The organism is Mesorhizobium sp. 113-3-3, assembly GCF_016756495.1.
Lineage (GTDB): Bacteria > Pseudomonadota > Alphaproteobacteria > Rhizobiales > Rhizobiaceae > Mesorhizobium.
The window spans coordinates 6,890,634-6,917,499 of record NZ_AP023243.1; the positions used below are offsets into that span (position 1 = coordinate 6,890,634).

Here is a 26,866-nt window from a genome sequence, read left to right on the forward strand (position 1 = left end):
GTAGGGGGTACATGTAACGACACATCACGACACAGTCGGCTAGTCGGAGCGTCTGATCGACGTGGCCGGCAAGGCGGGTCATGCTGTCGTGACGCAAGTGGGCGTCGACGGGTCAGGTTTTCATTTAGCGTTTCAATTGAATTCGGAAATGAAAGTCCCCCTAGCTTTCCAGTTGGATAGGCCTCGCCGGAAGTCATGATCGTCTCGTCCCAGTGAAGGTCGCAATCATTCGTGATTGCGACCTTCGCTAGCCAGCTCCGGCCAATCATTGCGGGAGGATATGCAATACAGGTCGAGGCGTTGTCGGCGTTTCGGCGGGTAAGACGGGATAGGCGACCTCCGGTACTTTTCCGGTCAGCGAATTAAGGAAGGCAACGAGCAGGTCGACTTCTTTTTCCGTCAATTCTTGGCCGAGCTGGGTGGTCCCCATAATGGCGACGGCCTGTTTCAGATCCCAAACCTTGCCCGAATGAAAGTATGGCGCGGTGAGTGCTACGTTGCGCAACGGCGCCACGCGGAAAACATAGGAATCGTCGGCTTCATGGGTCACGGCAAATCGGCCTTTGTCGTTTTCCGGCAGGACATCGGTGTTGGGCTTTTCAACGAGGCCGAATGGGGAATAGCCCTCCCCACCCACGTTGATACCGCCGTGGCAGGACGAGCAGCCTTTGTCCATGAAAAGCGTCAGGCCCTGTTTCTGTTCGGAAGTCATAGCGGCGTCATCGCCGTTGAGGAAGGCATCGAAGGGCGCCGGTGTGACCAGTGTCGCCTCAAAGGCTTCGATTGCCTTGGCGACGTTTTCGAAGGTGACGCGATCGGCTTCGCCCGGGAAAGCTGAATTGAACCACTCGACATATTGCGGCATCGACTTGAGCGTGGCGATGAGTTGACCTGGTGTGTTGGCCATTTCGACAACGGCTTGGATCGGTGCCTTGGCCTGAACCTTCAGGTCTTCAGCACGACCATCCCAGAACTGCGCTATGTTGAAGACAGCGTTCAGTACCGTCGGCGCGTTGCGCGGTCCCTTCTGCCAACCATGGCCGATCGAGCTTTCTTGATTGTCGTCGCCCCCGGTGGCCAAGTTGTGGCACGAATTGCACGACAAGACGCCTGACGCCGAGACGCGTGGATCGAAGAACATTGCCTTGCCTAGGGCTATCTTCTCCGGTGTGATCGGGTTGTTGGCGACTGTCGGCGTGATGGATGGTAGAGGCTTGAAGGTGGCCCGTGCTGTTTCTCTGAGGTATACGGGGATCGTTTGCGCAGCAAAAGCGATGGCCGGCAACGCGACAGCCACCGTAGTGAATAGGATTTTCACAAGTGATCTCCCTGCGTTTTGCACGGAAGCCATTGTTGATATGCGGTTCGTGAACGCCTTGCGCTAAAGGCGGCAATCCTCTTTGAATAAAATCGATTCTGACGCGGACCTGACATATTGTCTTCCTTCGTTGCATTGCGCGATATCACCCACGATGAACGCCAGTCGGTATCTCCTGTCGCCTCTCGAGAAGCATCAAAAGTCGTGCCAACTGAGCAGAAGGAACCTCCGGGGATTTTCTGGTCATCATTCAATAGGTTGAAGGAATTCGCAGCAAAGCGCAGCCCTACTCCGGTGTCGCGGATCTGACAGCCAACAGTCGGGCTGAAACAGAGAGATGTTGGTCCCTCAGCGTCTTGTCCGATGGGCACCCGGCCTCCTGCATGGGCGGGAGGGGACCACACGGTATTAAAGCTCAAGATGAACGCCGCCGGCAAGCATCGCTAGACAGTCCCCGCAGATACTTTGACGCTGGTCCGCGAGCTGGTGCGCCTAGTGCCCGACCGCCAGATCGCGGCTCCTCAATCGCGCCGCAAGCCGACGGCGCGTTAAAGCGGCCGCGCAATCATCGATGTGAGCGTGATGACGGCGCTGCGCACTGTGTCGTCGAATTGTGGCCACTGGAGCAATCCTCGTAAAGCGAGCCAAGGTTCTTGATCTAAACGGCGGCGGCCGCCATATTAACGTAGCGCCTCTCACACGTTCGAGAGTGATCGCATTTTTGGATGCCGCCGGCTCGGGCCGTTTCGGCATCCTATTTCAACATCGGCCGCCGCTTGTTTCGAGTCATCGAATGGCCGTTCTCTGCATTTGGAGGCAAAATGACCGCAACGCCTTTCGCGCTGCCCGAGGCAGTGCTTACCGCAATCTCAAACGGAAAACCCGTAATTCAGGCATATCGGGAACATCTTGGCTATTCGACCGAGGACATTGCCGTGACCAGCGGTCTGACAGTCGAGGAGGTCGGGCTGATCGAATCTGGCCATTGTTTCGACAAGGGCTATCGCGATCGGATCGCTCGGGCGCTTGGCTTGGCTGAGAGTATCTTCGATGAAATCTCGGGTATCCCGAACGCTGCCTGACGTCGGCCTCTGAAGATTTCCCGCCGCCTGCCAGGTCGGATCAAAATCCCAAGGGTATATCAATACCCTTACGGCGGCGGGGCGGTGGCAGAATTCTTATTTCTACGGAATCGATTCGCTCTGCGGGAGATCGGCCTCATGCTGGGCGACACGGATGTAACCTTGGCCCGCACGAGAGGCCAGATCTGTGGATAGAGAGAACCGGCTAGCCGCGTTGATGGTACGAGGGCATGTGGACAAAATATCCCTACCCGATGGTGGCGCCGAACTACGGCACAACGATCAGCGCTTGCGAAGTCGAGCGCTTAGGCGAAAGATTTCGGCGGAACCACCCGAGGCCATCAGGAAGATTCGTCACGATGAAAGCGATCCCTTGCCCGTTCTGCACAAGCTGCGAGGTTAGGCCATATGAAACGGACGAGGCGCGCGTTGTGATGAAATGCGAGGACTGCGGTGCATCGGGGCCGGTCTGCATCGACGAAGTCAACGCCGTCGAAAGCTGGAATTACCGTCCATCTGCCCAGCCCGAATAGGATTGTCCACGTGGCATGGCGATAGCGATGCGCCTACGCCTAATGGCCCCGGTCCGTCACCGGCGCGCAGGAGCGTATTATCTTCGTCAGCCGGTGCCGCGTTTCTCTTGCGAGCCCCCGCCAGTCAGGCCCGGCGCATGCTGGCCTACCCCCGTCAGAGTGCCAGGCCGCTCATGTCGCGCCTGCCGTACATGGCAACGAACCTTATCGCGCATCTGATCGACTGATATTGCCGATCACCTTCCGCAACTCGAGCGGCTGTAGCAGCGCATGCCGTTACATCGGATGCGCAAGTGTCGTCTGACAATCTCGCCGGAAAACTGCCGTCTCAACAATTCGGCCAGCCTGTCGTTTCGACATCGCTCACTAGCCATACTCATAAAACCTGTTCTGGTTTGCCTCGCCTTGCCTAGCCGCCGGTCGCCTGACAGCCCACATGCCGACGCAGGTTCGGTCTGCCAGCCACCGTAGGGCATGTGACGTTGGACTGTCACGTTCGACCGTATACGTCCTCAAGCCGCACGATGTCATCTTCGCCGAGATACTCGCCGCTTTGTACCTCGATCATCACCAGTCCGATATTGCCGGGGTTTTCGAGCCGGTGTTTGTGGCCGCAAGGGATATAGGTGGATTGATTAGTGGTCAGGAGTAGCTCCTGGTCGCCGTTGACTATTTTCGCAGTGCCGCTGACCACGACCCAGTGCTCGGAGCGGTGATGGTGCATCTGCAGGCTCAAGCGTCCGCCCGGCTTCACCTCGATGCGCTTGATCTTGAAGCGCTCGCTTTCCTCCAGAACCGTGTAGGTGCCCCAGGGCCGGTGCACGGTACTGTGAAGCAAGTGCGCTTCATGTCCCGCAGCCTTGAGTCCCTCGAAGAGTTTCTTGACGTCCTGGACGCGATCGCGGGATGCAACCAGCAATGCATCGGGGGAATCCACGATCACCAGGTCGCTGATGCCGACGGTGCCGATGACGCGTTTGTCCGAGCTTATGTAACTGCCCACGGTGTCGACCACATGGACATCGCCGCGAATCCTGTTGCCGCTCCCGTCAGCGGCGACCAGTTCGGCCATTGCGTTCCAAGATCCAATGTCGTTCCACCCCATTTCGCAGGGAACGACAGCGAGATTGTGGGTTTTTTCCATCACCGCATGGTCGAGTGAAATACGCGGCGCCATGGCGAAGTGCTCAGATGAGAGTTCGACGCTGGCAACATGTTCGCCGTGGCTGACGCGAGCATTATCATAGCTATCGAGAACGGCATCGATCACCTGCGGGCAATGCGCAGCCATTTCGTCGAGCATGACCTGCGCCTTGAAGCAGAAGATGCCGGCGTTCCAGAAGAAACGTTTGGACGCGACATAAGATTTGGCAGTCTCGGCGTTCGGTTTCTCGACGAACCGGACAACTTTCTCACCGTCGGCCTCGATGTAGCCGAATGCGGTGTCTGGCCTATCCGGGGTTATCCCCAAGGTTGCGATACGCCCCTGCAGCGCCTGTTCGATTGCCCGGTTCATGGCGGTTTGAAATGCGGGCAGATCACCAATCATATGGTCGGCGGGAAAAACACACAGAACAGCATCGGGACCCTGTGTTGCCTTGGCATGGACGGTTGCCGCAGCGACGGCGGCGGCGGTATCCCGACCCTCAGGCTCAAGCAGAAAGGTGCGTGGCAAAACAACGGAATCCAGCTCGTCGAAAACGTCTTTCGTAAGGAAGAGGTGCCCCGTGGACGTCACGGTAACAAGCTCCACGACATGCTGCATCGAAGCGGCGCGCAACACGGTGTGCTGGATGAGCGAAAGTCCATCCGCCACCTTGAGAAAAGGTTTGGGGTGCGATTGCCTTGAGGCGGGCCAGAGCCGCGAACCAGCTCCACCGCTGATGATGACCGGAACCACTTTCATCAAAGGTCCTCTATCTCGTCTGTAAGCGCGAACGCATGTGCCCCTTGCAGCGTCGAGGCGACGATCGCCATGGCCCTGCTCTCGGTCGAAGCTTCCGAGTAGCAGCGCAGTTCCGGGGCATTGCCGGAAGGCCGCAGATGTATGATCTCACCTGAAAGCATCCGCGCCCTGAGGCCATCGGTTTCGTCAATTTCGGCGACGGTCCCGAACGAGGCAAGAAAGTGCTGCAGTGCGTTCCGGCTTGCGAGATGATCCATCAATCTGCGCGAACTTTCCGCGGGGAAGTTCTGAAGCCGGTCACTGGCGCACACAGGAAGATTCCAAAGCCCGCGCAGTCGCGACAGCTTCTTTTTTGTCGACGCCATGGTACTGAGCACGGCCAAAATCGGGAGGAATGAGTCCCGCGTCGGCAGTGCAGTCAATGTCTTCCCATTCACGACACAATCCGAGCCCAGCAGAACACCACCATTGGCCTCAAAGCCGACGATGACGCCGCCGGCGCCGTGTAATGCTTCCATTGCTTCAATGACAAATGGAGACCCGACTTTCGTCCTCTGGACCGCGAAACCCAAGGCCTTCGAAATTCCCGAATTGGAGGTCACTGGCGTCACGATCGTGTCTGCCTTCAGGAAAAGAGCCGTTGCAAGCCCAACCAGGTCGCCGCGAAGAAGATCGCCATTTTCATCAGCGATGAGTGGCCGATCAGCGTCCGCATCGGTCGACACGATGGCATCGAGACCGAATTCGCGGACCCACTTCTTCAATTTTGCGATTGTTGCTGCGTCCACGGCTTCGGTATCGACAGGTACGAAGGTCCCGGTTTTCCCGACGGCGACCACGCTGGCACCGAGCGATCGAAGAACCTGTACCAACAGTTCCGCCGCGACCGAACTGTGCTGATAGACACCAAGTCTCATGCCGGAAAGTGAGCCCGGCTCCAGCATGTCATGGGCGCGCTCTCGATAAGAGGCGATCGCTTCTTCACGGTGCATAGGCCACGTCGTTCCCAGACAAGCCGTTGGTAAGCAATACGCAATTGATCTTTCGGCTACAAAGCGCGTAATCGCGGCCTCATCCGCCTTGCTGATTTCACCATTCGGGCCATAGAATTTGATGCCATTGCGATCGGCTGGAATGTGCGACCCGGTGACCATAAGAGCCGCCGCGCCGTGTTTGCATGCATATAGTGCCAGGGCAGGCGTGGGTATGGTGCCGCAATCGATCGGCTGGAAACCATTTGCGGCCAACGCCGCCATGCAATTGTTGGCTATCGCCTGACTGCTGTCACGTAGGTCGCGGCCTATGAAGACTGAACTATTCGGCTGAACCCGGCTGGAAATCAAACGCCAAGCGAAAGCTTCGGTATAAAGTCCGCTGGCCTTGCCGACCAATTCCGAAGCCAAACCTCGAACGCCGCTTGACCCGAATTTCATGATTTCGCTTTGCTAGTGGACAGGCAGGGTGGGGTAATGTTGCAATGGGCTAGTACTTTCTACTGCAAGCGCCATCGTTCTCAGGCACCTGCTGTTCAGGTATGCGGTCTCTACAACACGGTGTGGCGTAAGGACCCCTCAGAGTTCCGCCGAACAGCAGGGCATCCACTGGCACAGGGGCATCCACAGTTCTCCTTCTAATGGAATCTTTTGGCGGGCTCATCTAATGATCAAGGAAGTGGAGTGATCGATCGGTGCCTGCCGGTATTTCGCTATGCAGCATCATGACAGGTCCGTAAACTTGGTTGTTTGGATGGAACGCATCCATGGCATGGATAGGGCTAGAAAGCCGTCTCGATCAGCGCAATGGAACCCTGTGATTCTTGGGTAATGGATTAAGGTCAGCCAGAGCGCTCGCCGACCATGGCGTCGCCTAGGGCGCTGGACCCAAGCAGGAACCGATGCTTGGATCAGTTGGGGCGACGATCAGCGCCGACAATGTCTTGCCTTGCGACGCCCTTCAGAAAGTTGTTTCTGGAATTGCGTTCGATCAAGGCCCAGCGCAAAACCTTGATGCAGTCGTCGCCGCCGCAATCTTCGCCTTCGGCTTTGTCTACATCCATCCGTTCGAGGACGGAAACGGCCGCATTCACCGCTACCTGATCCACCACGTCCTTGCCATGCACAGCTTCAATCGCCGGGAGTGGTGTTTCCCGTCTCGGCCGCGATCCTGGACCAGATCGACGAGTACAGGCGCGTGCTGGAGAGCAATTCGAAGCGCCTTCTGCCATTGGTCGAATGGGAACCGACGCCGCAATTCAACGTCCGGGTGCTGAATGACACCGGGGATTTCTACCGATACTTCGATGCAACCCCGCACGCCGAATTTCTTTATGCCTGCCTTCGGCGGACGATCGAACGGTACCTTCCTTACGAAACAGCTTTTCTGCAGCGCTACGATCAATTCCGGCAACAGGTGAATGCCTTTATCGACACGCCCAAGCGGCTGATCGATCTGCTCTTCCGTTTCCTTAACCAGAATGGTGGCCCCTATCGAGCCGCGCCCTCGGAAAGGAATTCCCGGCTCTGACCAATGACGAAGCGCGGGCGGCTCGAGGCGATCTATGCGCAGACCAGAAAACGGCAAAGCACGCGGCAGAAGCCTTTCCCTGGGACTGCCGGTCGACCCTTGCGTTAGCGCCGAAACTCGGGACGTCAAGTTCTGGGGCAAACCGGACAAGCCGAAGGTGTGTCGGGAATGCTGCTGCGCCACGGCAGTGATTTCTGCATCATCTATACGCCTATATACGCAGTGCCGGCGTCAGCACCCCAGCGGTCGAAGATACGCGACAAGTCGCGTGCAAGTCATCTTGGGGACGCTGACAACAAGGTACGTGCGCTCAATCGCGTCCACCCCATTCACAAAACCGGCTCCGTGGAGTAGTGGGAACGCAGAGAAATCTCCGGTCGCAGCCTTACCCGGTCAAAACAAGGATTCAAACCATGAAAGCCCTCGTCATCTGCTCCGGCGGATTGGACTCTGTTTCGCTCGCTCACAAGGTGGCGACCGAGCAGAAACTCATTGGCCTGCTTTCGTTCGATTACGGCCAGAGGCACAAAAAGGAACTCGGCTTTGCCGCTATCTGCGCCAAGCGGCTGGCTGTTCCGCACCAGATCGTCGATATCCGCGATGTTGGCCGGAACCTGAGCGGCTCGGCGCTGACTGATAATGTGGACGTGCCCGACGGGCACTATGCCGAAGACTCCATGAGGATCACGGTGGTGCCGAATAGGAACGCCATCATGCTGGCCATCGCCTTCGGGGTTGCCGCCGCGAAGAAGGCCGATGCGGTGGCCACTGCCGTCCACGGCGGAGATCATTTCATCTATCCCGATTGCCGGCCCGCTTTTATCGACGCCTTTCAGACGATGCAGAACCATGCCCTCGCAGGCTACGCCGATATCCGCCTGTACGCTCCGTATGTGAATATGTCGAAGGCCGACATCGTCAGCGAGGGGGCAAAGTACGCCACACCGTTCGAGGCGACGTGGTCCTGCTACAAGGGCGGTGCACGTCATTGCGGTCGCTGCGGGACATGCGTCGAACGGCGCGAAGCATTCGATCTGGCCGGCATCACCGACCCGACAGATTATGAGGACGCAGACTTCTGGCTCCACGCTATCCAGACAAGGAGCGCGTGATGTTCCGCATTACCAAAGAGTTCCACTTCTCGGCCTCGCATCAGCTCACCTCCTTGCCACCAGATCATCAGTGCGCACGTCTGCACGGCCACAACTACATCGTCGTAGTGGAGCTTTCAGGTGGCGAACTGGACGAACACGGCTTTGTGCGCGACTACCAAGATCTGGCGGCGTTCAAGCACTACATCGATGGGACGTTCGACCATCGGCATCTTAACGACGTGCTGGGGCATGACCATGCCACAGCGGAATGTCTGGCCAGGCACTTCTACGACTGGTGCAAGGTGCGGCTACCCGAAACCTCCGCCGTGCGGGTGAGCGAGACGCCGAAAACCTGGGCGGAATACCGACCATGACTTGCGCGTTGCATCCCGGAATCCGGGTGAGCGAGATTTTTGGGCCGACCATTCAGGGCGAAGGCGTGCTGATCGGCTTGCCGACGGTGTTCGTAAGAACCGGCGGGTGCGATTATCGCTGTTCCTGGTGCGACAGCCTGCATGCGGTGGACCGTCGCTTCCGCCATGATTGGGAGATGATGTCTTCCGACGCGGTTTGGCAAAAGGTCATTGCACTTTCCGGCGGTCAGCCCGTGATGGTATCGCTGTCGGGCGGCAATCCGGCCATCCAGCCGCTTGGCCAGTTGATCGACCGCGGGCATGGTGAGGGCTACCGTTTTGCATTGGAAACCCAAGGTTCGGTGTCTAAGCAATGGTTCGCGGATCTCGACGTGCTGGTACTCAGCCCCAAGCCGCCCTCAAGTGAAATGACGACAGATTGGGCCGCGTTCGACGCCTGCTTAGAGGCGGCGCAGGATAAGCCGCAGACGGCGCTCAAGCTCGTCGTCTTCGACGAAGATGACTATGCCTATGCCAAAGACGCCGCGGCGCGCTACCCGCAATTACCCGTCTATCTGCAGCCCGGCAATCACACGCCGCCGCGTCCCGGCAACGAAGACGGGTTCATCGACATGGCCGGTGTGATGAGGCGCATGGAATGGCTGGTTGAAAAAGTGACCCGTGACAGGTGGTTCGAGGCGCGTGTACTGCCGCAGCTTCATGTTCTGCTCTGGGGAAACAAACGGGGCGTCTAGCCGAAGGGGAAGGATTGCCGACGACGAGCAAGACAGACCTCTATAGCAATCTCACCCAACTGGGCGGCAGCAGCGTCGTTCCGGAAAGCCCCGAAAACACCGTGCTGGAAAAGGCACCGAAATCCGCATGAGGGCTCGCCTTATTGGGGGCGCTTCACCGCTCCTCTGGAGCGTGACTTGCTCTCGATACTACCATGCTTTTCCGCTGGGTTTGTTTGGTTGCCGATCACCGCTGCGGGACGAATGCGCTTGACAAAATAGCGACGGGCCGTTCAATTCGATGCATTCACCAGGGGAGTCCCGGCAAGGGGCTGAGATACTGCTGGCTTTCGCGGCGCAGTGACCCGTTGAACCTGATCCAGTTCATACTGGCGTAGGGACGGTGCAAGCGCTTTGCGGGAGTTTACGCCCGAGGTCCTGTTTCGGCAGGCCGACCAAAGCGTCTTTTCATCCTTCCGGCACAGAACTGGGTCTCCAATGCATGAGCAAAGGAGCCTCACGATGAATGCCCTCACCCCCGCCGTGTCGACGGGACCACTGCCCGCCTCGCGGAAAATCCACAAATCCGGCGTCCTCCACCCGCAGATCAGGGTGCCGATGCGCGAAATCTCCGTTCATCCAACGGCCGGCGAGCCGCCCGTCATCGTCTACGATCCATCAGGCCCCTATACCGACCCGACAGTCGAAACCAGCATTGAAAAGGGCCTCGCCCGGCTTCGCCATGAATGGATTACCGCGCGCGGCGATGTCGAAGCCTATGACGGCCGCCATGTCCGGCCGGAAGACAATGGATTCGCGGTGGGTGAGCGCCTGACGCCGGAATTTCCCATTCGCAATCGGCCGCTCAGGGCCAGGTCAGGTAAGGCGGTGACGCAGCTTGCCTATGCCCGCGCCGGCATCATCACGCCTGAAATGGAGTTCGTCGCCATCCGCGAGAACCTCGGCCGCGAGATGCTGCGCGGCACGCTGCAACGCGACGGCGAAGCCTTCGGCGCATCGATCCCCGACCTCGTCACGCCGGAATTCGTGCGTGACGAGGTGGCTCGCGGGCGCGCAATCATTCCCGCCAACATCAATCATCCCGAGAGCGAGCCGATGATCATCGGCCGCAATTTCCTGGTCAAGATCAACGCCAATATCGGCAACTCGGCGGTCACCTCCTCGATGGCCGAGGAGGTCGAAAAGATGGTCTGGGCGATCCGCTGGGGCGCCGATACGGTGATGGACCTCTCGACCGGCCGCAACATCCACAACATCCGCGAATGGATCGTGCGCAATGCGCCGGTGCCGATCGGCACGGTGCCTCTCTATCAGGCGCTCGAAAAGGTCAACGGCATCGCCGAGGATCTGAGCTGGGAGGTCTACCGCGACACGCTGATCGAACAGGCCGAACAGGGCGTCGACTATTTCACCATCCACGCAGGCGTGCGGCTGCACTACATCCCGCTGACGGTCGACCGGGTCACGGGTATCGTGTCGCGCGGCGGGTCGATCATGGCCAAATGGTGCCTGCACCATCACCGGGAGAGCTTCCTTTACGAGCATTTCGCCGAAATCTGCGACATCTGCCGCGCCTATGACGTGTCCTTTTCGCTCGGCGACGGCCTTCGTCCCGGCTCGATCGCCGACGCCAACGACGCGGCGCAATTCGCCGAGCTGGAAACGCTCGGCGAGCTGACGAAGATCGCCTGGGCCAAGGATTGCCAGGTGATGATCGAGGGGCCCGGCCACGTGCCGATGCACAAGATCAAGGAGAACATGGACAAGCAACTCGCCGTCTGCGGCGAGGCGCCTTTCTATACGCTTGGACCGCTGACGACCGACATCGCGCCGGGTTACGACCACATCACCTCAGGTATCGGCGCCGCCATGATCGGCTGGTTCGGCACCGCCATGCTCTGCTACGTCACACCGAAGGAACATCTCGGCCTTCCCGATCGCAACGACGTCAAGATTGGCGTGATCACCTACAAGATCGCAGCACACGCCGCCGACCTAGGGAAGGGGCATCCGGCGGCGAAAGTCAGGGATGACGCCCTTTCCCGCGCGCGCTTCGAGTTCCGCTGGGAGGACCAGTTCAACCTGTCGCTCGATCCCGAAACAGCGCGGTCCTTCCACGACCAGACCTTGCCCAAGGAAGCGCACAAGCTGGCGCATTTCTGCTCGATGTGCGGGCCGAAATTCTGCTCGATGCGGATTTCCCACGACATTCGTGCCGAAGCGCAGAAGGAGGGCATGGCGGCGATGGCGGCGAAATACCGCGAGGGCGGCGATCTCTACGTGCCGGCGGACGAGACCGGCACACCGCTGGTGCCGGAGGCGCATGAGCGGTCATGAGGGTGCTGGTCAAAGGGGCCGGCGTCGCCGGTCTCACCGCAGCCTTCGAACTCGCCACGCGCGGCGCGGCGGTGACAGTTGCTGAGACAAGACATGGCCTCGGCGGCAATGCGTCGTGGTTCGCCGGCGGCATGCTGGCGCCATGGTGCGAGCGCGAAAGCGCCGAGCAACCGGTGCTGGATCTCGGACGCGATGCCGCCGACTGGTGGGAGGCGGCAACGCCCGGGCAGGTGACGCGGGCCGGAACACTGGTCGTGGCCGCGCCGCGCGATGCGGGCGAACTCGACCGGTTCGCCAGCCGCACGTCGGGTCATCGGCGCGTCGATGAGGATGAAATCGCGTTGCTGGAGCCCGACCTCGCCGGCCGCTTCCGCCGCGGACTGCTCTTCTCCGACGAAGCCCATCTCGACCCGCGCCAGGCGATGGCGGCACTTCATGACAGGCTGGCGGCGATGGGAGTCGAATTCCACTTCTGCGCCGATGCCCCGGCTGTTTCCGGGTTCGGTCGTCAAATCGACTGCACGGGAATGTCCGCCGTCGATGGAAGGCTGCGTGGCGTTCGTGGCGAGATGCTGATCCTGCGTACGCCTGATGTCTCGCTGTCGCGCCCGGTCCGGCTGCTTCATCCGCGCTTTCCGCTCTATATGGTGCCACGCACCGACCACCGTTTCATGATCGGCGCGACGATGATCGAGAGCCAGTCCACTGGACCTGTCACGGCTCGTTCAATGATGGAGCTTTTGGGCGCGGCCTATGCCCTCCATCCGGCCTTTGGCGAGGCCGAGATCGTTGAAACCGGTGTCGGCGTTCGTCCGGCCTTTCCCGACAACCTGCCCCGCGTCGAAGCGAGCGGAGACACCGTCGCGATCAATGGGCTCTATCGTCACGGTTTTCTCCTCGCCCCCGCCATGGCGCGCCAAGCTGCCGACCTGGTTTTCAATCAAGACGGAACCAAGGAACCTACTCATGAAACTGATGGTCAACGGCGAAGCGCGTGAGGTTGCCGCCACCACGCTGGCGGCGCTGCTTGCGGCGCTCGACTATGAGGGCGATTGGCTGGCGACGGCCGTCAACAGCGACGTCGTGCACAAAGCCCGGCGGGCAGAATTCCAGTTGAGCGACGGCGACCGGATCGAAATCCTCTCGCCCATGCAGGGAGGCTAGCATGCTGGAGCTTTTCGGGACGCCACTTCCCTCCCGCCTGCTTCTCGGCACGGCTCAGTATCCGTCGCCGGCCATCCTCGCCGACGCGGTGAAGGCGTCGGGGACGTCGGTGGTGACCGTCTCCTTGCGGCGGGAGATGGCAGGCGGCAGGGCCGGCGAAAGATTCTGGTCGCTGATCCGCTCACTCGGCACGAAAATCCTGCCCAATACTGCCGGCTGCCATTCGGTCAAGGAAGCGGTCACGACCGCGAGGATGGCGCGCGACGTCTTCGGTACGAGCTGGATCAAGCTCGAAGTGATCGGCAGCCACGACACGCTGCAGCCAGACGTGTTCGGCCTGGTCGAAGGCGCCCGCATCCTGTGCGAAGATGGCTTTTCGGTATTCCCCTATACCACCGACGACCTTGTCGTGGCCGAACGGCTGCTGGAGGCGGGCTGCAGGGTCTTGATGCCGTGGTGCGCGCCGATCGGTTCCGCCCTCGGACCGGTCAACATGACGGCACTGCGCTCGATGCGCGGACATTTCCCTGACGTCCCGCTGATCGTGGATGCAGGCCTCGGGCGACCGTCACACGCCGCAACGGTCATGGAGCTCGGTTTCGACGCCGTGCTCCTGAACACGGCGGTCGCCAGGGCGGCCGATCCGGTCGGCATGGCGCGTGCGTTCGGCAAGGCGGTCGATGCCGGTCGCGAAGCCTTCAGTTCAGGATTGCTCGAGCCACGCGAGGTCGCCGTGCCGTCGACGCCGATATTCGGCAGGGCGGTTTTCTCATGAAGCTCGATCCGTTCTACCTAATCGTCGACAGCGCAGCCTGGATCGAACGGCTGCTGCCGCTCGGCGTCAAGCTGGTGCAGCTGCGTATCAAGACCAAGGATGAGGCCGGGTTGCGCGCGGAAATCCGGAAGGCAACGGCCTTGTGCGCCGAGCACCAAAGCCAGCTCATCGTCAATGACCATTGGCGCCTGGCAATCGAGGAAGGCTGCAACTTCGTCCATCTCGGCCAGGAGGATTTGCAGACCGCCGACCGCGCGCGGATACGGGCAGCCGGCGTCAGGCTCGGGCTGAGCACGCATGATCATGTCGAACTGGAGACGGCCTTGTTTGCCGAGCCCGACTACATCGCGCTCGGTCCCATCTACCCAACCATCCTGAAGAAGATGAAATGGGCGCCGCAAGGGCTCGAACGAATCCGCGAGTGGAAGCGCCGGGTCGCACCTGTCCCATTGGTCGCCATTGGAGGCCTCAATCCTGACCGGCTCGACGGTGTCTTTGCGGCTGGCGTGGACAGCGCGGCCGTCGTGACCGACATCACGCTGAATGCCGATCCCGAAGCGCGCACACGAGAATGGATCGAAAAGACGGAGCGATGGCGCTGAGGCGAGAACCGCATGTGCTTGTCGTTGGCGGGTCGGACTCCAGCGGTGGAGCTGGAATTGCCCGCGATATAGAAACGGTTTCCGCCTTCGGGGTGCGAAGTTGTCTTGCCATCACCGCCGTGACAGTCCAGACGCATTCGGCTGTCGAGCACGTCAAGCTTGTGCCGTCGGAGCTTGTCGCCGCTCAGATGCGCGCCGCGTTCGCTGCCAACGCTGTCGCGGCCGTCAAGATAGGCATGATTGGGACATCGGCGGCTGTTGAGGCAGTCGGCGCTGTTTTGGTCAACCGCCAAGTGCCTGTGGTACTCGACCCGGTCTTGGCCTCTACCTCGGGACGCAATCTGCTGGCGGACGATGCCATTAATATGCTGCGCCACGATCTGATGCCGATCTGCCGGCTTGTAACGCCTAACCTGGTCGAGCTGGCTGCGTTTACCGGCTCGTCACCGGCCGCGGACGAAGAAGGGGCTTGTCGTCAGGCTGAAGAGCTATCGAGGACGGTGAGGACCGCCGTACTCGTCAAGGGCGGCCATGCACAAGGAACCCGTTGCGTCGACGTGCTTTTGCAGCCGAACCAACCTGCAGTTCGGTTCGAGGCGCCCCGCTTGCCGCGAGGGATGCGCGGAACGGGTTGCATGATGGCCAGCGCAGTCGCCGCCTCGCTTGCTCTTGGAGCGTCGCTGGAAGCGAGCGTGCGCCAAGGCAAGCAATATGTTTTCGATGCGCTTGCCGGATCGAAGGACCTCGGGCCGAAAAGCTGATCGGGCCGAACGTATCCAACGCTCCGATCAAGTCTGGCAGGCGATCGTGGGTCTACTCCTAGGACATGAAGGCCCTATCCGAGGGGTGAGAATGCGGCATACACGGTCGCTTTCGCCTATCAACAACACGCCGCTTTGAGGAGGAAGCCGCATGTCTCTGTGCCAACCGGTTGATGGGTCATCCGAAACCCGCATCTAGTCGTCGCTAGCGACCGCATGCCGCTTGGCACGTTGTTGGGTGAGCGAACGTTCGAACCGGGGTTAGCCAACTCGAGCCATAATTGCGGATTGAATCGCCGTTGCGGTATATAGGGAAGCATCTAACGACAGATTCCCAAACGCCGGTTGACAAAGGAGGTAGTTTGCACCTGCCGCTTCCAGCTGTTCAAGAAGAGCTTGTCCCGCAGAAGCTGCCGTTCCTACTACGCACAATTCCTTCTCGATTGCTGCATCGAAGGTCAGCGGCAGGTTTGGTGGAGTCGGCATGCCATTAAGATCATAAAGGAATTTAAAGCTCTTGAGCCACCGTTCGTAAGCAGGTGCGGCGAGTGAACGTGCATCTGTTTCAGAACGCCCAATCACGACCATTCGGAGCAATCCAAGAAATGGCGTTTGGTCGTCCGCCTCACTGGTGTGCTCTCGACGGAAGGCATCAGTGATTCTTCGAACGGAAGAGGAAGGTCCCACGCACGCGATGTTCACGCCATTCGCAGCGGCCCAGACTGCCGATTCCGGTCGATTGGTGGCGATCCAAGTCGGCGGATGTGGACGCTGATGAGTTCTTAGCGTCAGCGGAACGCTGTTCAACTCAAAATGGCGACCTTGATAGGATAGCGTGCCGCCCTTCAGCGCATTGATAAGAATTTCGCTGGCTTCCGCATAGTGGTTTGGCGCCGCGTCCGAGCCAATCCCGAAGTAACCCAATTCGATCGGGAGCGAGCCGCGCCCTATCCCAAGTTCGAGCCTGCCACCGCTCAATTGGTCCAGCATACAGATCTCTTCGAACGCACGTAGCGGATGATAGAGGGCAAGCAGCATTACCAACGGGCCGACACGAAGGCGCCGGGTTCGCTGGGCTACGCTCGACAAGAACAGATTCGGTGAGGGACCTCTCCCATGTGGGGTACAATGGTGCTCTGCGAGATGATATGCATAGAACCCAAGGTGATCGCACGCCTCCGCTAACATCAGGCGATCTTCGTACTGTCGGGCGATATCGGGGCCGTCCTCGTCCAGATGATCGAAGATGCCGACAGCTAGGCCTGAAGGAAAGGCCTTATCCATGATATTGTCTCCATTTTTGACGCAGAAAGTCCGGTTGCTTGCGTATTCCAAGCAATTTAAAGATTTCTCGCTCGTGTAATCGCTCGGATTATTGGCTGCGAAATGCTAAGAGCCTTAGCAACCTAATGCGGGGGTGTTGACATATTCAATATTCTGCTAATACGACTAGTGGCACGAAGAAACGCATCCATTTGCTCTTTTGTACCGATGCTGACGCGGATGTAATTTTCCAAACCTTTATCTGGAAAGACGGCAACAAGTATTTTTTGCCTTGCGAAGGCTGATTGCCACCATGAGCCGTCCTGTGCCGTTGGCACGCGGGCAAGCAAGAAGTTTGCGTGGGAAGGGATTACGGAAAATCCAAGTTGCGACAGCGCGAGCGTCACTCGCCGTCGTTCATGCCTGATGTGTCTGTGGTTGTCTGCATAGGCGGCGCGGTGCGCAAGGACGCTGATACCAACCGCCTGCCCGATCACATTCATGTTGAAGACGTTCTGGATGTTGCGTAGCCTGCCGATAATTTCAGGATGACCGAAACCGAAACCGACGCGAACGCCGGCGGCAGCATAGCTTTTCGAAAATGTCCTTAAGACCAGAAGGTTCGAATAGCGATTGATGAGGCGTAGACCATTCTCGGGTGCAAAGTCGACGTAGGCCTCATCCAGCACGATCAAGCGGTCCGATTTCGCTACCAGGCGTTCGATATCGGCCACCGGAACGAACGTTCCAGTCGGATTGTTCGGATTGGCTAGCAGAATGAACTTGGCGTCCTTTGCAGGACCGAAGAGCAATTGCTCCATCGGCAAGGAATGATCTTTGCTAAATTCGATTTCGACAAATTGAGCACCCTGCAACGTTGCAAGTTTGCGGTTGAACGAAAAGCCTGGCGACATCATCGCCACGCTATCCCCCGGGGTAAGGAATGCTCTGTAGACAAGTCCAAGCAGTTCAGACGATCCGTTGCCGGCGATCACCTGATCCATGGAGACGCTGTAGGCATTCGCGGCTGCTTCTCTCAAGCTGATGTTATCGTCTTCTGGATATAGATACTGCCGTTCGAGAGCTGCAATCGCACTTTGCATTATGATTTCCGGAAGCGGGAAGGGGTTCTCATTCGTGTTTAGTTTTACCCAACTTGAATCCGGCGCTGGTGTATCGGATGGCAGAGCATCTAACTGTCTCGCCACTTGCGAAAGAGACGACAGCACACTCTGAAGTTTTGCATCGGACATGTTTTTCTCCGTTTCAGTCGCAGAGGGAATCCGGGATGAACTGATGGTCTGAGCACATGGCCGACCAACAGTGCATTCACACCGCCGTTGTCAGCACATTGACCCCGCGAGGTCGGGCGGGCTGTCCTCCCGGGTCGGATTGGCCCGACGCTCAGTCCGCATCCACTCGTCATCGGGCCAAGGCTCCGCCAACCACCAACGCTTGATTTGTCCCTGATATTTGCCTCGGTCAGCCTTTCAAGGACGCTTGATCTGATGCCGTATTTCCTCAGCGTGTATCCAATCTGGCGCGGCGTCGGTCCAAGCAGGCGCCGCCTTTGCCTGCACCGAGCCATCTCTCCACGGCCGCGATGACACGCTCGCGATTTGACATACTCGTACCTTTAAAGAGGCTGCGCTGGCAGGCGCCAGCAGTGCCTGGTCCCTGACGACGGACGGGACCGTAGCGGCGGCCCAAGGAGCAGCCTCAGTCGGCCGCGTGGCCGGCCTTGTCTGGCATCATCGGCCCCAGTTGCAGCACCTTGGTGCCCGGTCCGCTCTTCCACGGCGTTGCGGAAAACACTGTCCGTGGCAGCAGTCAAAGTCGTTTCAGCCGATTGACGCTCCCGCTGCCAGGAACATGCGATGCAGCTTCACTGTCTGCCCAACCAGATTGGCGATTGTGGTGAGGAGGCGGAGGTCGTAATCGAGGAGGGAACCTGATTTGTTGTCCAGAATGCGGTCGATGGTCGGGGTGCCCACGACGTTCGCATCGACGCGAACGGGTACGCCGATGAACGACACTTTCATGTTGTCGGACGCCCCGAGCACGTCCTTGTCGGCGGCGTTGAAAGCCGGATCCACCGCTTGGTTGCGGATTTTGACTGGTCACGGGCAAGCGCGAAAAACGCCCTGGCCGTAAGTCGGGGCGCCGCAACGTGGTCGAGTGCACAGCGGAGCGATGCCTTGCCATGGGTTTCCTTTCATGAATCGCGACCGTCGACTGACTTCTGCACGCCGCAACCGCACGTTGATTCACGAGACCGGAATGGGGCGGGAGAGTCAATCGAGCTTTCTTTCATTCGCGAAAGGAAACTCTGCGCTCATGATAGAATTCCATCAGTTTCATATAGCTCCGGTAGATGATATCGAACGGCAGAATGTCTGCCCCGGCGTCCCCGCGGTGCCGGTGCTGATGGCCCGGGCCATCAGCCTAATCAGCTCCTGGCAAAGCTGGCACAGTGGCGTGGCGACCGCCATCGCGACGATGTCATCTACGTGGGCCGACCGCGACTCCGGCGTGATTTCATTCACAATCGCGACAAGGTCTTGACCGCGGAGCGGCTGATGGCCCCCTGCCCCGCCGACCAGCTGCGCTGCGCCGTTTCCCAAACGTCTAGGTCACATTTTCGAAGTGCGTGTTGGAATCGGTGATTCCGTATCACATTATCGCCACGTTTTAGCCGCGACGTGGTCGCAATGCCCCACCAGAAAGCCGGCGTTGCCCTGACAGTTCGGTCCGGCATCGGCTCAAACCAGCCCCCCGCTTAAGGGTCAGTGCCGGATCGAACGCTTCTTGCATCTCTTTTTGAAGGAAATCAGGTGCGACGCCCGAAAAGCATACGGCGGCCATTAGAAGCAAGCTGATCCGCTCCATTGATCGATACATGGTCCGCCAAATTGCACAGCGCGCCAAGGATCTGCAAATCAACGATGGTTTGAGGCGGCGGCTGCCAGGCGAGACACATCTCGGGCCGACAGGGCCATTCCGAGCGCCAGCGCGCGAGATGCTTCGGATCGGAAGTGTTGCGCAGCTCACTTCTCGAGGATCGATCCCGGTCGCAAAGACGCATCAGCCTCGCCGGCAACTACGCCGGGCAGCTAGAGAATGTGCAACGGGCATACCCCGGCGCAACACTCCTCCCCGATGACCATGGAGTATGGCTTCTCGCTCGCAGCCAAGTGATAGATGGCTTATCGCGAGAAGCCATATTCCTTATTGCCCTACCAGAAACGCCACCGGTCGAGCCGCGTGGATGGGCGTTCTGGCAGCAAGATGGGCAGGTCGAATGGATCGGCCCGCGACATACCAATTTCCCTGACGGCTCGGTGTGCGCTTATCACCCCATGCTCGATAAAGCTTGGTCGCCAGGCAGTGATTTGTGCACGTTGCTGGACCTTTATAGCGTATGGGCGCTTCGCCAGCTTCATTTGGTGGTGTTTGATCGGTGGCCGGGACGCCAGTATGCGATGCTGGATGAACTGGGCCAAGCTGATCCCTATTATCGGCTAACCCAGTTTAAGGAGGCCGAGCTTTGCAACTGCGGATCAAATCGGCGCTATGGCGAATGCTGCCGGCCGCATGATCTGAAGCTACCCTTCCCGTCGATTCTGCACGCCTTCAAAAGCCGTAATCTCGGTCTCGGCATCTTTGATCGAGCCCCTCCCGCCGAAATTGCAGTGTTGATCGCCGAAGGAGGACAAAATCCCCCACCCCCCATGCTAGGGGTTCACTCTACTCTGCGGGCTCATGTCGCGGACGTAAGGGGAATCCTTAGCTCTACATCCCGTAAGAGATGCTCGATCGGGTCAGAGGGAAAAGCATTCCGCTTCTGACGAAATCCCCAATGCCAGGTGCCGACGACTTCCGAGCCGTCGAACTATGTCGAGAAGTTCAGCTTCGGAAAATGCAGCAACACGCGGGCCGCCCACCATATTTTCTCAATATCGTGGTCGCCTGGACCCTTGGCCCATGGGGTCCAGCCCTTGCATAGCCGTTGCGCCAATTCGCTGTTTCGCATCTTCAATCCCACGGAATGATGGATAAAATAACGGGGTATATCCGTCGTAAGAGGGAAGTCTACGAACTGCCAGCAGGTGGAATTTACCAGATTTGTTCATCACTCTTGCACCAAATTCAACTTTAGGAGATGCTAACTCGGCCTTGGGAGGGCTGGGGGATGAGAATAAAAGCATTTGTGGCACTTGGTGCCACGGCAGCGCTGGGCGGCTGTCAAACAAGCAATCAAGCCGACTACATGCAAATAGGCTACGGGCCTAGTTTCGACGTCGCCCACGCTCAATGCGAAATGCATAAGGGGTCGGTTGACCAAGGCTATATTGCTATCGGGTCCCCGGGCTTTGTTGCGGGGGCCGGAATCGGCAATGCCCTCGGCAACTTGGCTGCCGAAGACCAGTATATGAAGAACTGCCTCATCCTAAGCGGGTGGAAGCGTGCCCCGCATGGCCAGGGTGCCACGGCAGCTCCAGCCGTTGCTGGTGGCGCGCCACCGACACCCTATGGGATCCAGCGCGCACCTGGCAGCTGGATCAATACGGCGCTGCTGGACTGGTCAGACGCGAATAACAAGTGCGTCGCCGGCGACAAGGCCGCGTGTGGGACTCGAGCGAAGCTTGGTGCGCAACTGAGAGCCGCCGGCATAAACCCGGCGCCGGTCTAGGGGCCATGCAGTGGAACCTGGCGATCTGCCTTGGCATCGTTCTGGCATTGAGCGGCTGCGCAGCGGATTATCTCAATCACTATGACAGCGTGACGCTCTCTGCCGGCGACGCCAATCGCGCCAATAGTCTCGCCCAGACAGTCGACCCGTTCAACCCGAACAATCAGAACACGCATATCGAGGGCGACGGCCAGCGAACAGCTGGAGTCATCCAGGCCTTTCGCGGAATCCCGCTGACATCGCCAGGCCAAGGTGCGCGCCAAGGTGGCGGCGGGGACTCTGGCAATCATCCATGCGATCTGCGCAATGGGGTTGACAGCCTAGGCCGGGCTTGTGGTGAACGTGCCGCCGAAGCGAAACCGGGCGGCCGCACCGGACATGAGGCGAACTAGTACTACTGTGTCATAAAACTATGTTGGCAGCATGGACATCGTGGCAGACGCCGCGCCAAGGCGTGGGCGAGTCTAACCCTGACGGTGGCGATTGAATTGCTGACGTGGCGTTCGGGACGGAGCGGCGGCGCCGCGGGGTCGATAATCTTCGGGTAGCGCAGGTGCCTTGAGGAGCGGCGCTGAGCGTGGGGCTGAGGGGGGAATCAGACTCCGTTCGGAGACTAGGAATCCGTAAGCGGCGATCGCGAGCGTGGCGTGGTGATGGAAGCCGCGCCAACCTCGGCCCTCATAATGGCCAAGGCCGATCTCCTGCTTGAGTTCCTGATAATCCCGTTCGATCCGCCATCTCAGCTTGGCCTGGTCGACGAGGCCGGCGAGTTCGGTATCTTCCGGCAAGGTCGAGAGCCAATACTTGGTCGGCTCGACCTCGCCCTGCGGCCACTCGATCAGGAACCATTCCTCAGCTCGTGGCGCGGAGCGCCAGTAGTCGCGATGGGCTGGGCGGACGCGGACGGCGGCAAAGCGCGAGGCGAGCGGCGCCTTGGAGCCCTCGCGCCAGGTGACGCGGCACCAGGCGCCCTCGGGCAGCGCTTGCGCCAGGTCCTTGGCCGAAACGGGCGCGTGGTCGGCCTGGCGTCGGACGAGCGAAGGTGGGCGGCCGCGGCCGCTCCATGGCTTGGGCGGCAGCGGTTGCGTGTCCGGCGGCCACAGACGGATCGAGGACTGGACACCGACGACATAGGTCAAGCCCATCTCCGTCAGCCCGGTGCGCAAGGAGCTGTCGTTGCCATAACCGGCATCGGCCAGCACCACGCCCGGCGAGACGCCGGCCGCCAGCGCCGCCCGGATCTGCGCGAGTGCGATTTCGGGCTTGGTGCGGAAGATGACATCCTCCGGCACACCTGCCTTGGCGCGCCGGTCAGGGTCGTTGGCCCAGCCTTCCGGCAGATAGAGCTGATAGGCGACCGGCAGGCTCGCCTGTTCGGTGGCAACCGACAGACTGACCGCGACCTGGCAGTTGTCCTGCTTGCCGATCTGGCCGCAGTACTGCCGCGCCACACCCACCGAATGCTTGCCTTTCTTGGGAAAGCCGGTGTCGTCGACGATCCAGGCGCGGATCGGCCCCTGACCCTCAAGTGCCGGCAGAACCTGCGCCCGCACGACGCCAAGCACGGCATCATCCGACCAGTCCGCTTTCGCCACGAAGTGATGCAGAGACTGGTGCGCCGCCTGAACACGCCCAGGCTCCACCCGTGCCGCCATCGGCTCGACGCTCTTGCGCTCGCCTGGCAAAAGCAGCCCGGTGCAATAGGCCTTCAGCGGCGCCACCCGGTCAGCATGACCCAATGCCGAGGCGAGCGTCTCGACATAGGCCGCAAAACGCGATTCACTCGTTTCGATTCCGTCTCGGAGATTCATCGCTCCCTCCATTTGAAGCTTGAATCGCCATTCTCGCAATCAATCGTTAACGAAGTTTATGACACAGTAGTACTAGCATGCTGCGTAGAATGCGATCGCCTCGCCGGAGGCCACTTGGCGTGGTGCAAAGGCGCCTGATCTTGGTGACAGTGGCCGCGGCTGGCGCTCTGGCTGCGCAAACGGCCATGCAACACAGCGACCACATGCCCGAGCTCCATCTGCCGAATTGGACCAGCGCGGGCCTGGCGACGATTGCCGGCGTGGCATCCGTCATCGACGGCGACACGATCGAAATCCACGGCCAGCGCATCCGCTTCAACGGCATCGACGCGCCGGAGAGCCAGCAGCTTTGTAAAAATGCGAGCGGGGCCGACTATCCTTGCGGGCGGCGATCGGCCGCCGCGCTGGACGGCTTCCTGGCAGCCTCGAAGCCGGTGCAATGCACCTTCGTGACCTGGGACCGCTATCATCGCTATATCGGCGACTGCCGGCGCGCCGATGGCGCCAGCGTTGCCGCCTGGATGGTCGAGCACGGCCAGGCGCTGGATTGGCCCCGCTACAGCCACGGCACCTACGCAGAGAAGCAGGCGACGGCCGAGGCGTCGAAAGTCGGCATTTGGGTCGGCAAGTTTCAGTCGCCGTGGGATTGGCGCACGGAGCATGCAGACGGCGCGGCTCCGTCGAGCCAGCCGCTCGGCATCAGCCGCCAACAGGTCGCGCAGAGCTATTCGTGCCAGCCACGGCGGACCTGTTCGCAGATCGGCTCCTGTGAGGAAGCCCAATGGTATCTCAGCAACTGCCCTTGGGGCCGGAAGCTGGATCGGGACGGCGACGGCGTGGCGTGCGAGACGTTGTGCTAACGCGGCGCCCTGAGTTGCGCTTCAAAGGCCCCAGCCCCATCGACATGGTCGAGACCCACATCGAGACCAGCGCCGAGGTCAGGGTCGAGCGGCGATGCTACATCTCCTCTCGCATCCTCACCGCAAAAACTTTCGCCGAGGCCGCCCCATTGGGGATCGAGAACGGGCTACGCTGGGTTCTCGATGTCCAATTCAAGGATGATCAGTCCCGCCTGCGCCGCAGCCACGGCGCCACAAACATGGCCATGGTCCGCCACCTCGCCCTCAACCTCATCCGAGCCATGTCCGGAAAACAATCCATCAAGGGAAAGCGAAAACTCGCGACCTGGGATACCGACTACCTGATTGCAGTTCTCCAATTCCGGGTGGTCGACCCATGCCAGCATAATAGGAGGATATTTGCTGCTCTTTCCTCGTCCCGCTATTGGAGGAAACGGCACCGCGACCTTGATGCAGTGTCATGGATGGATAGGGCATTATTCGGGAACCGAACCAATCCACAGAAATATTTTGTTGGTATTTTTGTTGGTCCGCGCTGCTATTGCTCCATGCCGAGGCGATTGAAAACGAATTCAAATTTCCTCTACTTGGATTCCGCCTCTGGGCACCATTTCACTTTCCCATCGCTTCTCACGACGTCTCACCAATCAATACAAATCAATGGCTTAGCCTAGTTTGTCGGTTTATGGTGACCCACCGGGTACCGTTGCAACGCATCGGTTTGTGGGTAACGATTTAGACGTTACCCATTACCCTGAAGGTCCGTTACCCATGTCTCTCTCCGACTTCTCCTGCAAAAACGCTAAGGCTAAAGACAAGCCGTATCGTCTTGCTGATGGCGACGGGCTTTATCTCCTCGTCCGGAACAACGGCTCCAAACTCTGGCAACTTCGGTACCGCTACCTGGAGAAGGAAAATATCCTCTCCTTTGGAAAATACCCGCTGGTGTCACTTCTCGACGCGAGAGGAAAGCGCGACGACGCCAAGAGGCTGTTGATCGCCGGCATCAACCCCTCCACGAAACGCAAAGAGGAGAAGACTGCCGCCATCACGGAAGCGCGCACCACCTTCGCCTTGGTCGCCGAGGAGTATGTCACGCGGATGGAGGAACGGGACGCTTCGGCGGCTACCATCACCAAAACCAAATGGCTCCTGGAAGATCTGGCCGGCCCACTCGCCAAACGCCCCATTAACGAGATCACTCCAGCCGAAATTTTCCAACTCCTCCAGAAGATCGACAAGAGTGGTCGAAGAGAGACAGCGCGGCGTTTACGCGGCGTGATAGGCAGCGTCTTCCGCTTGGCCATTGTCACCTTACGGGCAGAGGCCGATCCAACCCTACACCTCCGGGGCGCTCTCCAGCCGCCGAAAGTCAACGGTCGTGCCGCTATCACCGATGAAAAGAAGTTCGGCAAGCTCCTGATGACGGTAGACGAATACGACGGCTGGCCCACCATCAAAGCCGCCCTCCAGTTTCTTGCCCTCACCTGTGTCCGTCCCGGCGAAGTACGGGGCGCCACGCGCGACGAGTTCGACCGAAAAAAGGCCGTCTGGCATATTCCGGCCGGGCGTATGAAGATGCGTGCTCCGCACGACGTGCCACTGTCCAAACAGGCGCTTTCGGTCTTGGAAGAGGTCTGGCAGCTCTCAGAGGACGGTGGCCTGGTCTTTCCTTCGATCCGCTCCACAAAACGGCCGCTTTCCGAGAACGCCATGAACGCTGCGCTACGACGTATGGGCTACGGAAAGGACGAAGTGACCGCTCATGGTTTCCGGGTGACCGCCAGCACCATCCTCAACGCCCGCGACCACGATCCAGACGTGATTGAAGCTGTCCTGGCGCACCAGGACAAGAACGCCATCCGGCGGACCTACAACCGAGCGACCTATTGGGAGCAACGTGTCACGCTAATGCAGGAGTGGGGAGATCTGCTAGACGCGTTGAAGGCGAACCATTAGTCTTAAACGCATTCCAAGATCGGATCGCTGTCTCCGTGTTGGCGTTGATCGCTGCCGATATAGGTACCTGAGCCGTTCAACCGTGCGCCTCCAAGGCCGCGACGAGTTTGGTTGCTTCTTTCCGATGCCGCGCCACATCCGCGCGGGTAGCAGCCCGGTTTAACCGGTAGGTCGGCATATCGCCAGCAATTGCCTTCAGGTCGCGCAGAACGGATGCGATGTGCGGCCATGGAAAATCCGTCGGGTCGCCAATGTCCCGGTCGGCGCCAACAATCATTTCCAGTTTTGCCACGATACCCACGAGAGACTGAGCCGCGACGTTGGGAATCGCATCCTGAAATCGGAGTGCCTCGGTCATCGCAAACACCTCGGCCTCGCTAACCACCGCATATTCCGATCCCTCCACCGACGCGGCCACCGAAGTTCGACGCGTTTTCTGTTCTCCATCTGTCAATACCGGAATTCCGGGATTGACCATCATTCGCGTCTCCAACCGCTGCTGCACCCGACAAAGGACCAGCGACACATGCCGAGCGCGGCGCCAGTCGGCCCACAGGCTCAAAGCGGGATCACTTGCATTCTGGATGGCAGCCGCCCGAGCGATGGGCTCAGAGAACGTGGGTGTGGTCTTTGGCAGCATCGAACAACTCCTAACCAATTCCGGCACGGTCATTCGACCGGTCCGAAAATACATACTATAGTTGATAACCTTAAAGTATGTAAACGGCGAATGTGGCGCATGGATATGCGTCAACTGGTCGGAAAGAACTTTGCCCGGCTTCGGAGGGAGAAAGGCCTGACGCAGGAGCAGGTGGAAGCCCGGTCGGGCTACAGCCAGCAATACCTAAGCAGTCTGGAACGTGGTCGACGCAATCCTACTGTCATCACTCTTTTCGAACTCTCCCAGGCGTTGGGTGTCAGCCACGTCGAATTAGTAAAGCCGGATGAAGACAGCTAGCGCGGTCTAGCGTGTCGGTCATGAATCGCCCGCGCCTGGCCGCTCGCGAGCGCGCGCACAAGCAGCGCCGTAGCGAGCGGCACAGCATGCGTCGCTTCCGGCTCATCTTGGTTGGTCGC

At 59.5% G+C, this 26,866-nt stretch carries 27 protein-coding genes, 1 pseudogene and 1 riboswitch; of the genes and pseudogenes, 19 read left to right on the plus strand and 9 right to left on the minus strand.

Going from position 1 to position 26,866, the window contains the following annotated elements; genetic code table 11:
• Nucleotides 1-265: 265 nt before the first annotated feature.
• On the minus strand, nucleotides 266-1,351 hold the full coding sequence (locus JG746_RS33120; RefSeq protein ID WP_010913525.1) for a cytochrome-c peroxidase: 1,086 nt from the start codon (nucleotides 1,349-1,351) through the stop codon (nucleotides 266-268).
• A gap of 788 nt (nucleotides 1,352-2,139) precedes the next feature.
• Between JG746_RS33120 and JG746_RS33125 the strand changes: the two genes are divergently transcribed.
• A complete protein-coding gene (locus JG746_RS33125; protein WP_006333988.1) occupies nucleotides 2,140-2,400 on the plus strand; it encodes a transcriptional regulator in 261 nt (86 codons plus the stop codon).
• Nucleotides 2,401-3,423: 1,023 nt separating this feature from the next.
• Here JG746_RS33125 and JG746_RS33135 read toward each other — a convergent pair.
• The 3 genes from JG746_RS33135 to JG746_RS37775 all read right to left on the minus strand — a co-directional run bounded on the left by JG746_RS33135 (nucleotide 3,424) and on the right by JG746_RS37775 (nucleotide 6,958).
• Nucleotides 3,424-4,839: a mannose-1-phosphate guanylyltransferase/mannose-6-phosphate isomerase gene (locus tag JG746_RS33135; RefSeq protein WP_010913522.1), complete on the minus strand. Its 1,416-nt coding sequence runs from the start codon at nucleotides 4,837-4,839 to the stop codon at nucleotides 3,424-3,426.
• Complete coding sequence (locus JG746_RS33140; RefSeq protein ID WP_202296399.1) at nucleotides 4,839-6,272, minus strand: phosphomannomutase; 1,434 nt, start codon at nucleotides 6,270-6,272, stop codon at nucleotides 4,839-4,841. The genes JG746_RS33135 and JG746_RS33140 overlap by 1 nt, the downstream gene beginning before the upstream one ends.
• Before the next feature lie 470 nt (nucleotides 6,273-6,742).
• Nucleotides 6,743-6,958, minus strand: coding sequence for a hypothetical protein (locus JG746_RS37775; protein WP_244673249.1), 216 nt, complete (start codon nucleotides 6,956-6,958; stop codon nucleotides 6,743-6,745).
• Here JG746_RS37775 and JG746_RS37780 point away from each other — a divergent pair.
• The 11 genes from JG746_RS37780 (at nucleotide 6,866) to JG746_RS33190 (ending at nucleotide 15,203) form a co-directional block, all read left to right on the plus strand.
• Nucleotides 6,866-7,108, plus strand: coding sequence for a Fic family protein (locus tag JG746_RS37780; RefSeq protein WP_244673241.1), 243 nt, complete (start codon nucleotides 6,866-6,868; stop codon nucleotides 7,106-7,108). The genes JG746_RS37775 and JG746_RS37780 overlap by 93 nt on opposite strands.
• Nucleotides 7,102-7,362: a hypothetical protein gene (locus JG746_RS37785; RefSeq protein ID WP_342215820.1), complete on the plus strand. Its 261-nt coding sequence runs from the start codon at nucleotides 7,102-7,104 to the stop codon at nucleotides 7,360-7,362. The genes JG746_RS37780 and JG746_RS37785 overlap by 7 nt, the downstream gene beginning before the upstream one ends.
• Nucleotides 7,363-7,775: 413 nt before the next feature.
• Entirely contained in the window at nucleotides 7,776-8,474 is a 699-nt protein-coding gene (gene queC, locus JG746_RS33150) for a 7-cyano-7-deazaguanine synthase QueC (RefSeq protein WP_202324436.1), read from the plus strand.
• The gene (queD, locus tag JG746_RS33155) at nucleotides 8,474-8,830 is read left to right on the plus strand and encodes a 6-carboxytetrahydropterin synthase QueD (protein ID WP_044548957.1); all 357 of its coding nucleotides are present in this window, start codon (nucleotides 8,474-8,476) and stop codon (nucleotides 8,828-8,830) included. Before queC ends, queD begins: the two co-directional genes overlap by 1 nt.
• On the plus strand, nucleotides 8,827-9,564 hold the full coding sequence (gene queE, locus JG746_RS33160; protein WP_202324439.1) for a 7-carboxy-7-deazaguanine synthase QueE: 738 nt from the start codon (nucleotides 8,827-8,829) through the stop codon (nucleotides 9,562-9,564). The genes queD and queE overlap by 4 nt, the downstream gene beginning before the upstream one ends.
• A gap of 281 nt (nucleotides 9,565-9,845) precedes the next feature.
• Nucleotides 9,846-9,962: riboswitch (TPP riboswitch) on the plus strand.
• A 103-nt stretch (nucleotides 9,963-10,065) separates the two neighbouring features.
• Nucleotides 10,066-11,901, plus strand: a complete 1,836-nt coding sequence (thiC, locus tag JG746_RS33165; RefSeq protein ID WP_202324441.1) for a phosphomethylpyrimidine synthase ThiC — start codon at nucleotides 10,066-10,068, stop codon at nucleotides 11,899-11,901.
• Nucleotides 11,898-12,899 carry a glycine oxidase ThiO gene (gene thiO / locus JG746_RS33170; protein WP_202324443.1) on the plus strand — a complete coding sequence of 334 codons (1,002 nt, stop codon included), beginning with the start codon at nucleotides 11,898-11,900 and terminating at the stop codon, nucleotides 12,897-12,899. The genes thiC and thiO overlap by 4 nt, the downstream gene beginning before the upstream one ends.
• A complete protein-coding gene (thiS, locus tag JG746_RS33175) occupies nucleotides 12,868-13,065 on the plus strand; it encodes a sulfur carrier protein ThiS (RefSeq protein ID WP_202324446.1) in 198 nt (65 codons plus the stop codon). Before thiO ends, thiS begins: the two co-directional genes overlap by 32 nt.
• Before the next feature lies 1 nt (nucleotide 13,066).
• Nucleotides 13,067-13,840: a thiazole synthase gene (locus JG746_RS33180; RefSeq protein ID WP_202324448.1), complete on the plus strand. Its 774-nt coding sequence runs from the start codon at nucleotides 13,067-13,069 to the stop codon at nucleotides 13,838-13,840.
• Entirely contained in the window at nucleotides 13,837-14,442 is a 606-nt protein-coding gene (locus JG746_RS33185; protein WP_096453536.1) for a thiamine phosphate synthase, read from the plus strand. The genes JG746_RS33180 and JG746_RS33185 overlap by 4 nt, the downstream gene beginning before the upstream one ends.
• Nucleotides 14,433-15,203 (plus strand): hydroxymethylpyrimidine/phosphomethylpyrimidine kinase, encoded by a 771-nt coding sequence (locus tag JG746_RS33190; RefSeq protein WP_010913510.1) that lies wholly within the window; start codon nucleotides 14,433-14,435, stop codon nucleotides 15,201-15,203. The genes JG746_RS33185 and JG746_RS33190 overlap by 10 nt, the downstream gene beginning before the upstream one ends.
• A 261-nt stretch (nucleotides 15,204-15,464) precedes the next feature.
• Here JG746_RS33190 and JG746_RS33195 read toward each other — a convergent pair whose 3' ends face one another.
• The 3 genes and pseudogenes from JG746_RS33195 to JG746_RS33205 form a co-directional block, all read right to left on the minus strand.
• On the minus strand, nucleotides 15,465-16,487 hold the full coding sequence (locus JG746_RS33195; protein WP_096453534.1) for an LLM class flavin-dependent oxidoreductase: 1,023 nt from the start codon (nucleotides 16,485-16,487) through the stop codon (nucleotides 15,465-15,467).
• A gap of 122 nt (nucleotides 16,488-16,609) precedes the next feature.
• Nucleotides 16,610-17,719, minus strand: coding sequence for a histidinol-phosphate transaminase (gene hisC / locus JG746_RS33200; RefSeq protein ID WP_202324451.1), 1,110 nt, complete (start codon nucleotides 17,717-17,719; stop codon nucleotides 16,610-16,612).
• 615 nt (nucleotides 17,720-18,334) lie between these two features.
• Nucleotides 18,335-18,577 (minus strand): annotated as a pseudogene (locus JG746_RS33205) (GAF domain-containing protein); the annotation flags it as partial.
• A gap of 106 nt (nucleotides 18,578-18,683) precedes the next feature.
• On the opposite strand from JG746_RS33205, the gene JG746_RS33210 reads away from it, so the two are divergent.
• From JG746_RS33210 to JG746_RS33220, 3 genes are all read left to right on the plus strand, one after another.
• Entirely contained in the window at nucleotides 18,684-19,031 is a 348-nt protein-coding gene (locus tag JG746_RS33210) for a hypothetical protein (protein ID WP_167434505.1), read from the plus strand.
• A 473-nt stretch (nucleotides 19,032-19,504) separates the two neighbouring features.
• Nucleotides 19,505-20,314, plus strand: coding sequence for an SEC-C metal-binding domain-containing protein (locus JG746_RS33215; RefSeq protein ID WP_202356171.1), 810 nt, complete (start codon nucleotides 19,505-19,507; stop codon nucleotides 20,312-20,314).
• 850 nt (nucleotides 20,315-21,164) lie between these two features.
• A complete protein-coding gene (locus JG746_RS33220; protein ID WP_096453526.1) occupies nucleotides 21,165-21,551 on the plus strand; it encodes a hypothetical protein in 387 nt (128 codons plus the stop codon).
• Nucleotides 21,552-21,623: 72 nt separating this feature from the next.
• On the opposite strand, the gene JG746_RS33225 is transcribed toward JG746_RS33220, so the two are convergent.
• The gene (locus JG746_RS33225; protein WP_202323969.1) at nucleotides 21,624-22,970 is read right to left on the minus strand and encodes an IS701 family transposase; all 1,347 of its coding nucleotides are present in this window, start codon (nucleotides 22,968-22,970) and stop codon (nucleotides 21,624-21,626) included.
• A gap of 143 nt (nucleotides 22,971-23,113) precedes the next feature.
• Between JG746_RS33225 and JG746_RS33230 the strand changes: the two genes are divergently transcribed.
• The 3 genes from JG746_RS33230 (at nucleotide 23,114) to JG746_RS33240 (ending at nucleotide 25,789) form a co-directional block, all read left to right on the plus strand.
• Nucleotides 23,114-23,830 carry an excalibur calcium-binding domain-containing protein gene (locus JG746_RS33230; protein ID WP_244730957.1) on the plus strand — a complete coding sequence of 239 codons (717 nt, stop codon included), beginning with the start codon at nucleotides 23,114-23,116 and terminating at the stop codon, nucleotides 23,828-23,830.
• Nucleotides 23,831-23,844: 14 nt separating this feature from the next.
• Entirely contained in the window at nucleotides 23,845-24,504 is a 660-nt protein-coding gene (locus tag JG746_RS33235; protein WP_202356172.1) for a transposase, read from the plus strand.
• A gap of 97 nt (nucleotides 24,505-24,601) precedes the next feature.
• Nucleotides 24,602-25,789: a tyrosine-type recombinase/integrase gene (locus JG746_RS33240; RefSeq protein ID WP_202356173.1), complete on the plus strand. Its 1,188-nt coding sequence runs from the start codon at nucleotides 24,602-24,604 to the stop codon at nucleotides 25,787-25,789.
• Nucleotides 25,790-25,865: 76 nt separating this feature from the next.
• Here JG746_RS33240 and JG746_RS33245 read toward each other — a convergent pair whose 3' ends face one another.
• Nucleotides 25,866-26,429, minus strand: a complete 564-nt coding sequence (locus JG746_RS33245; RefSeq protein WP_244730605.1) for a hypothetical protein — start codon at nucleotides 26,427-26,429, stop codon at nucleotides 25,866-25,868.
• A gap of 99 nt (nucleotides 26,430-26,528) precedes the next feature.
• Here JG746_RS33245 and JG746_RS33250 point away from each other — a divergent pair, with 99 nt between their 5' ends.
• Nucleotides 26,529-26,747: a helix-turn-helix domain-containing protein gene (locus JG746_RS33250; protein ID WP_202356174.1), complete on the plus strand. Its 219-nt coding sequence runs from the start codon at nucleotides 26,529-26,531 to the stop codon at nucleotides 26,745-26,747.
• Nucleotides 26,748-26,866 lie beyond the last annotated feature (119 nt).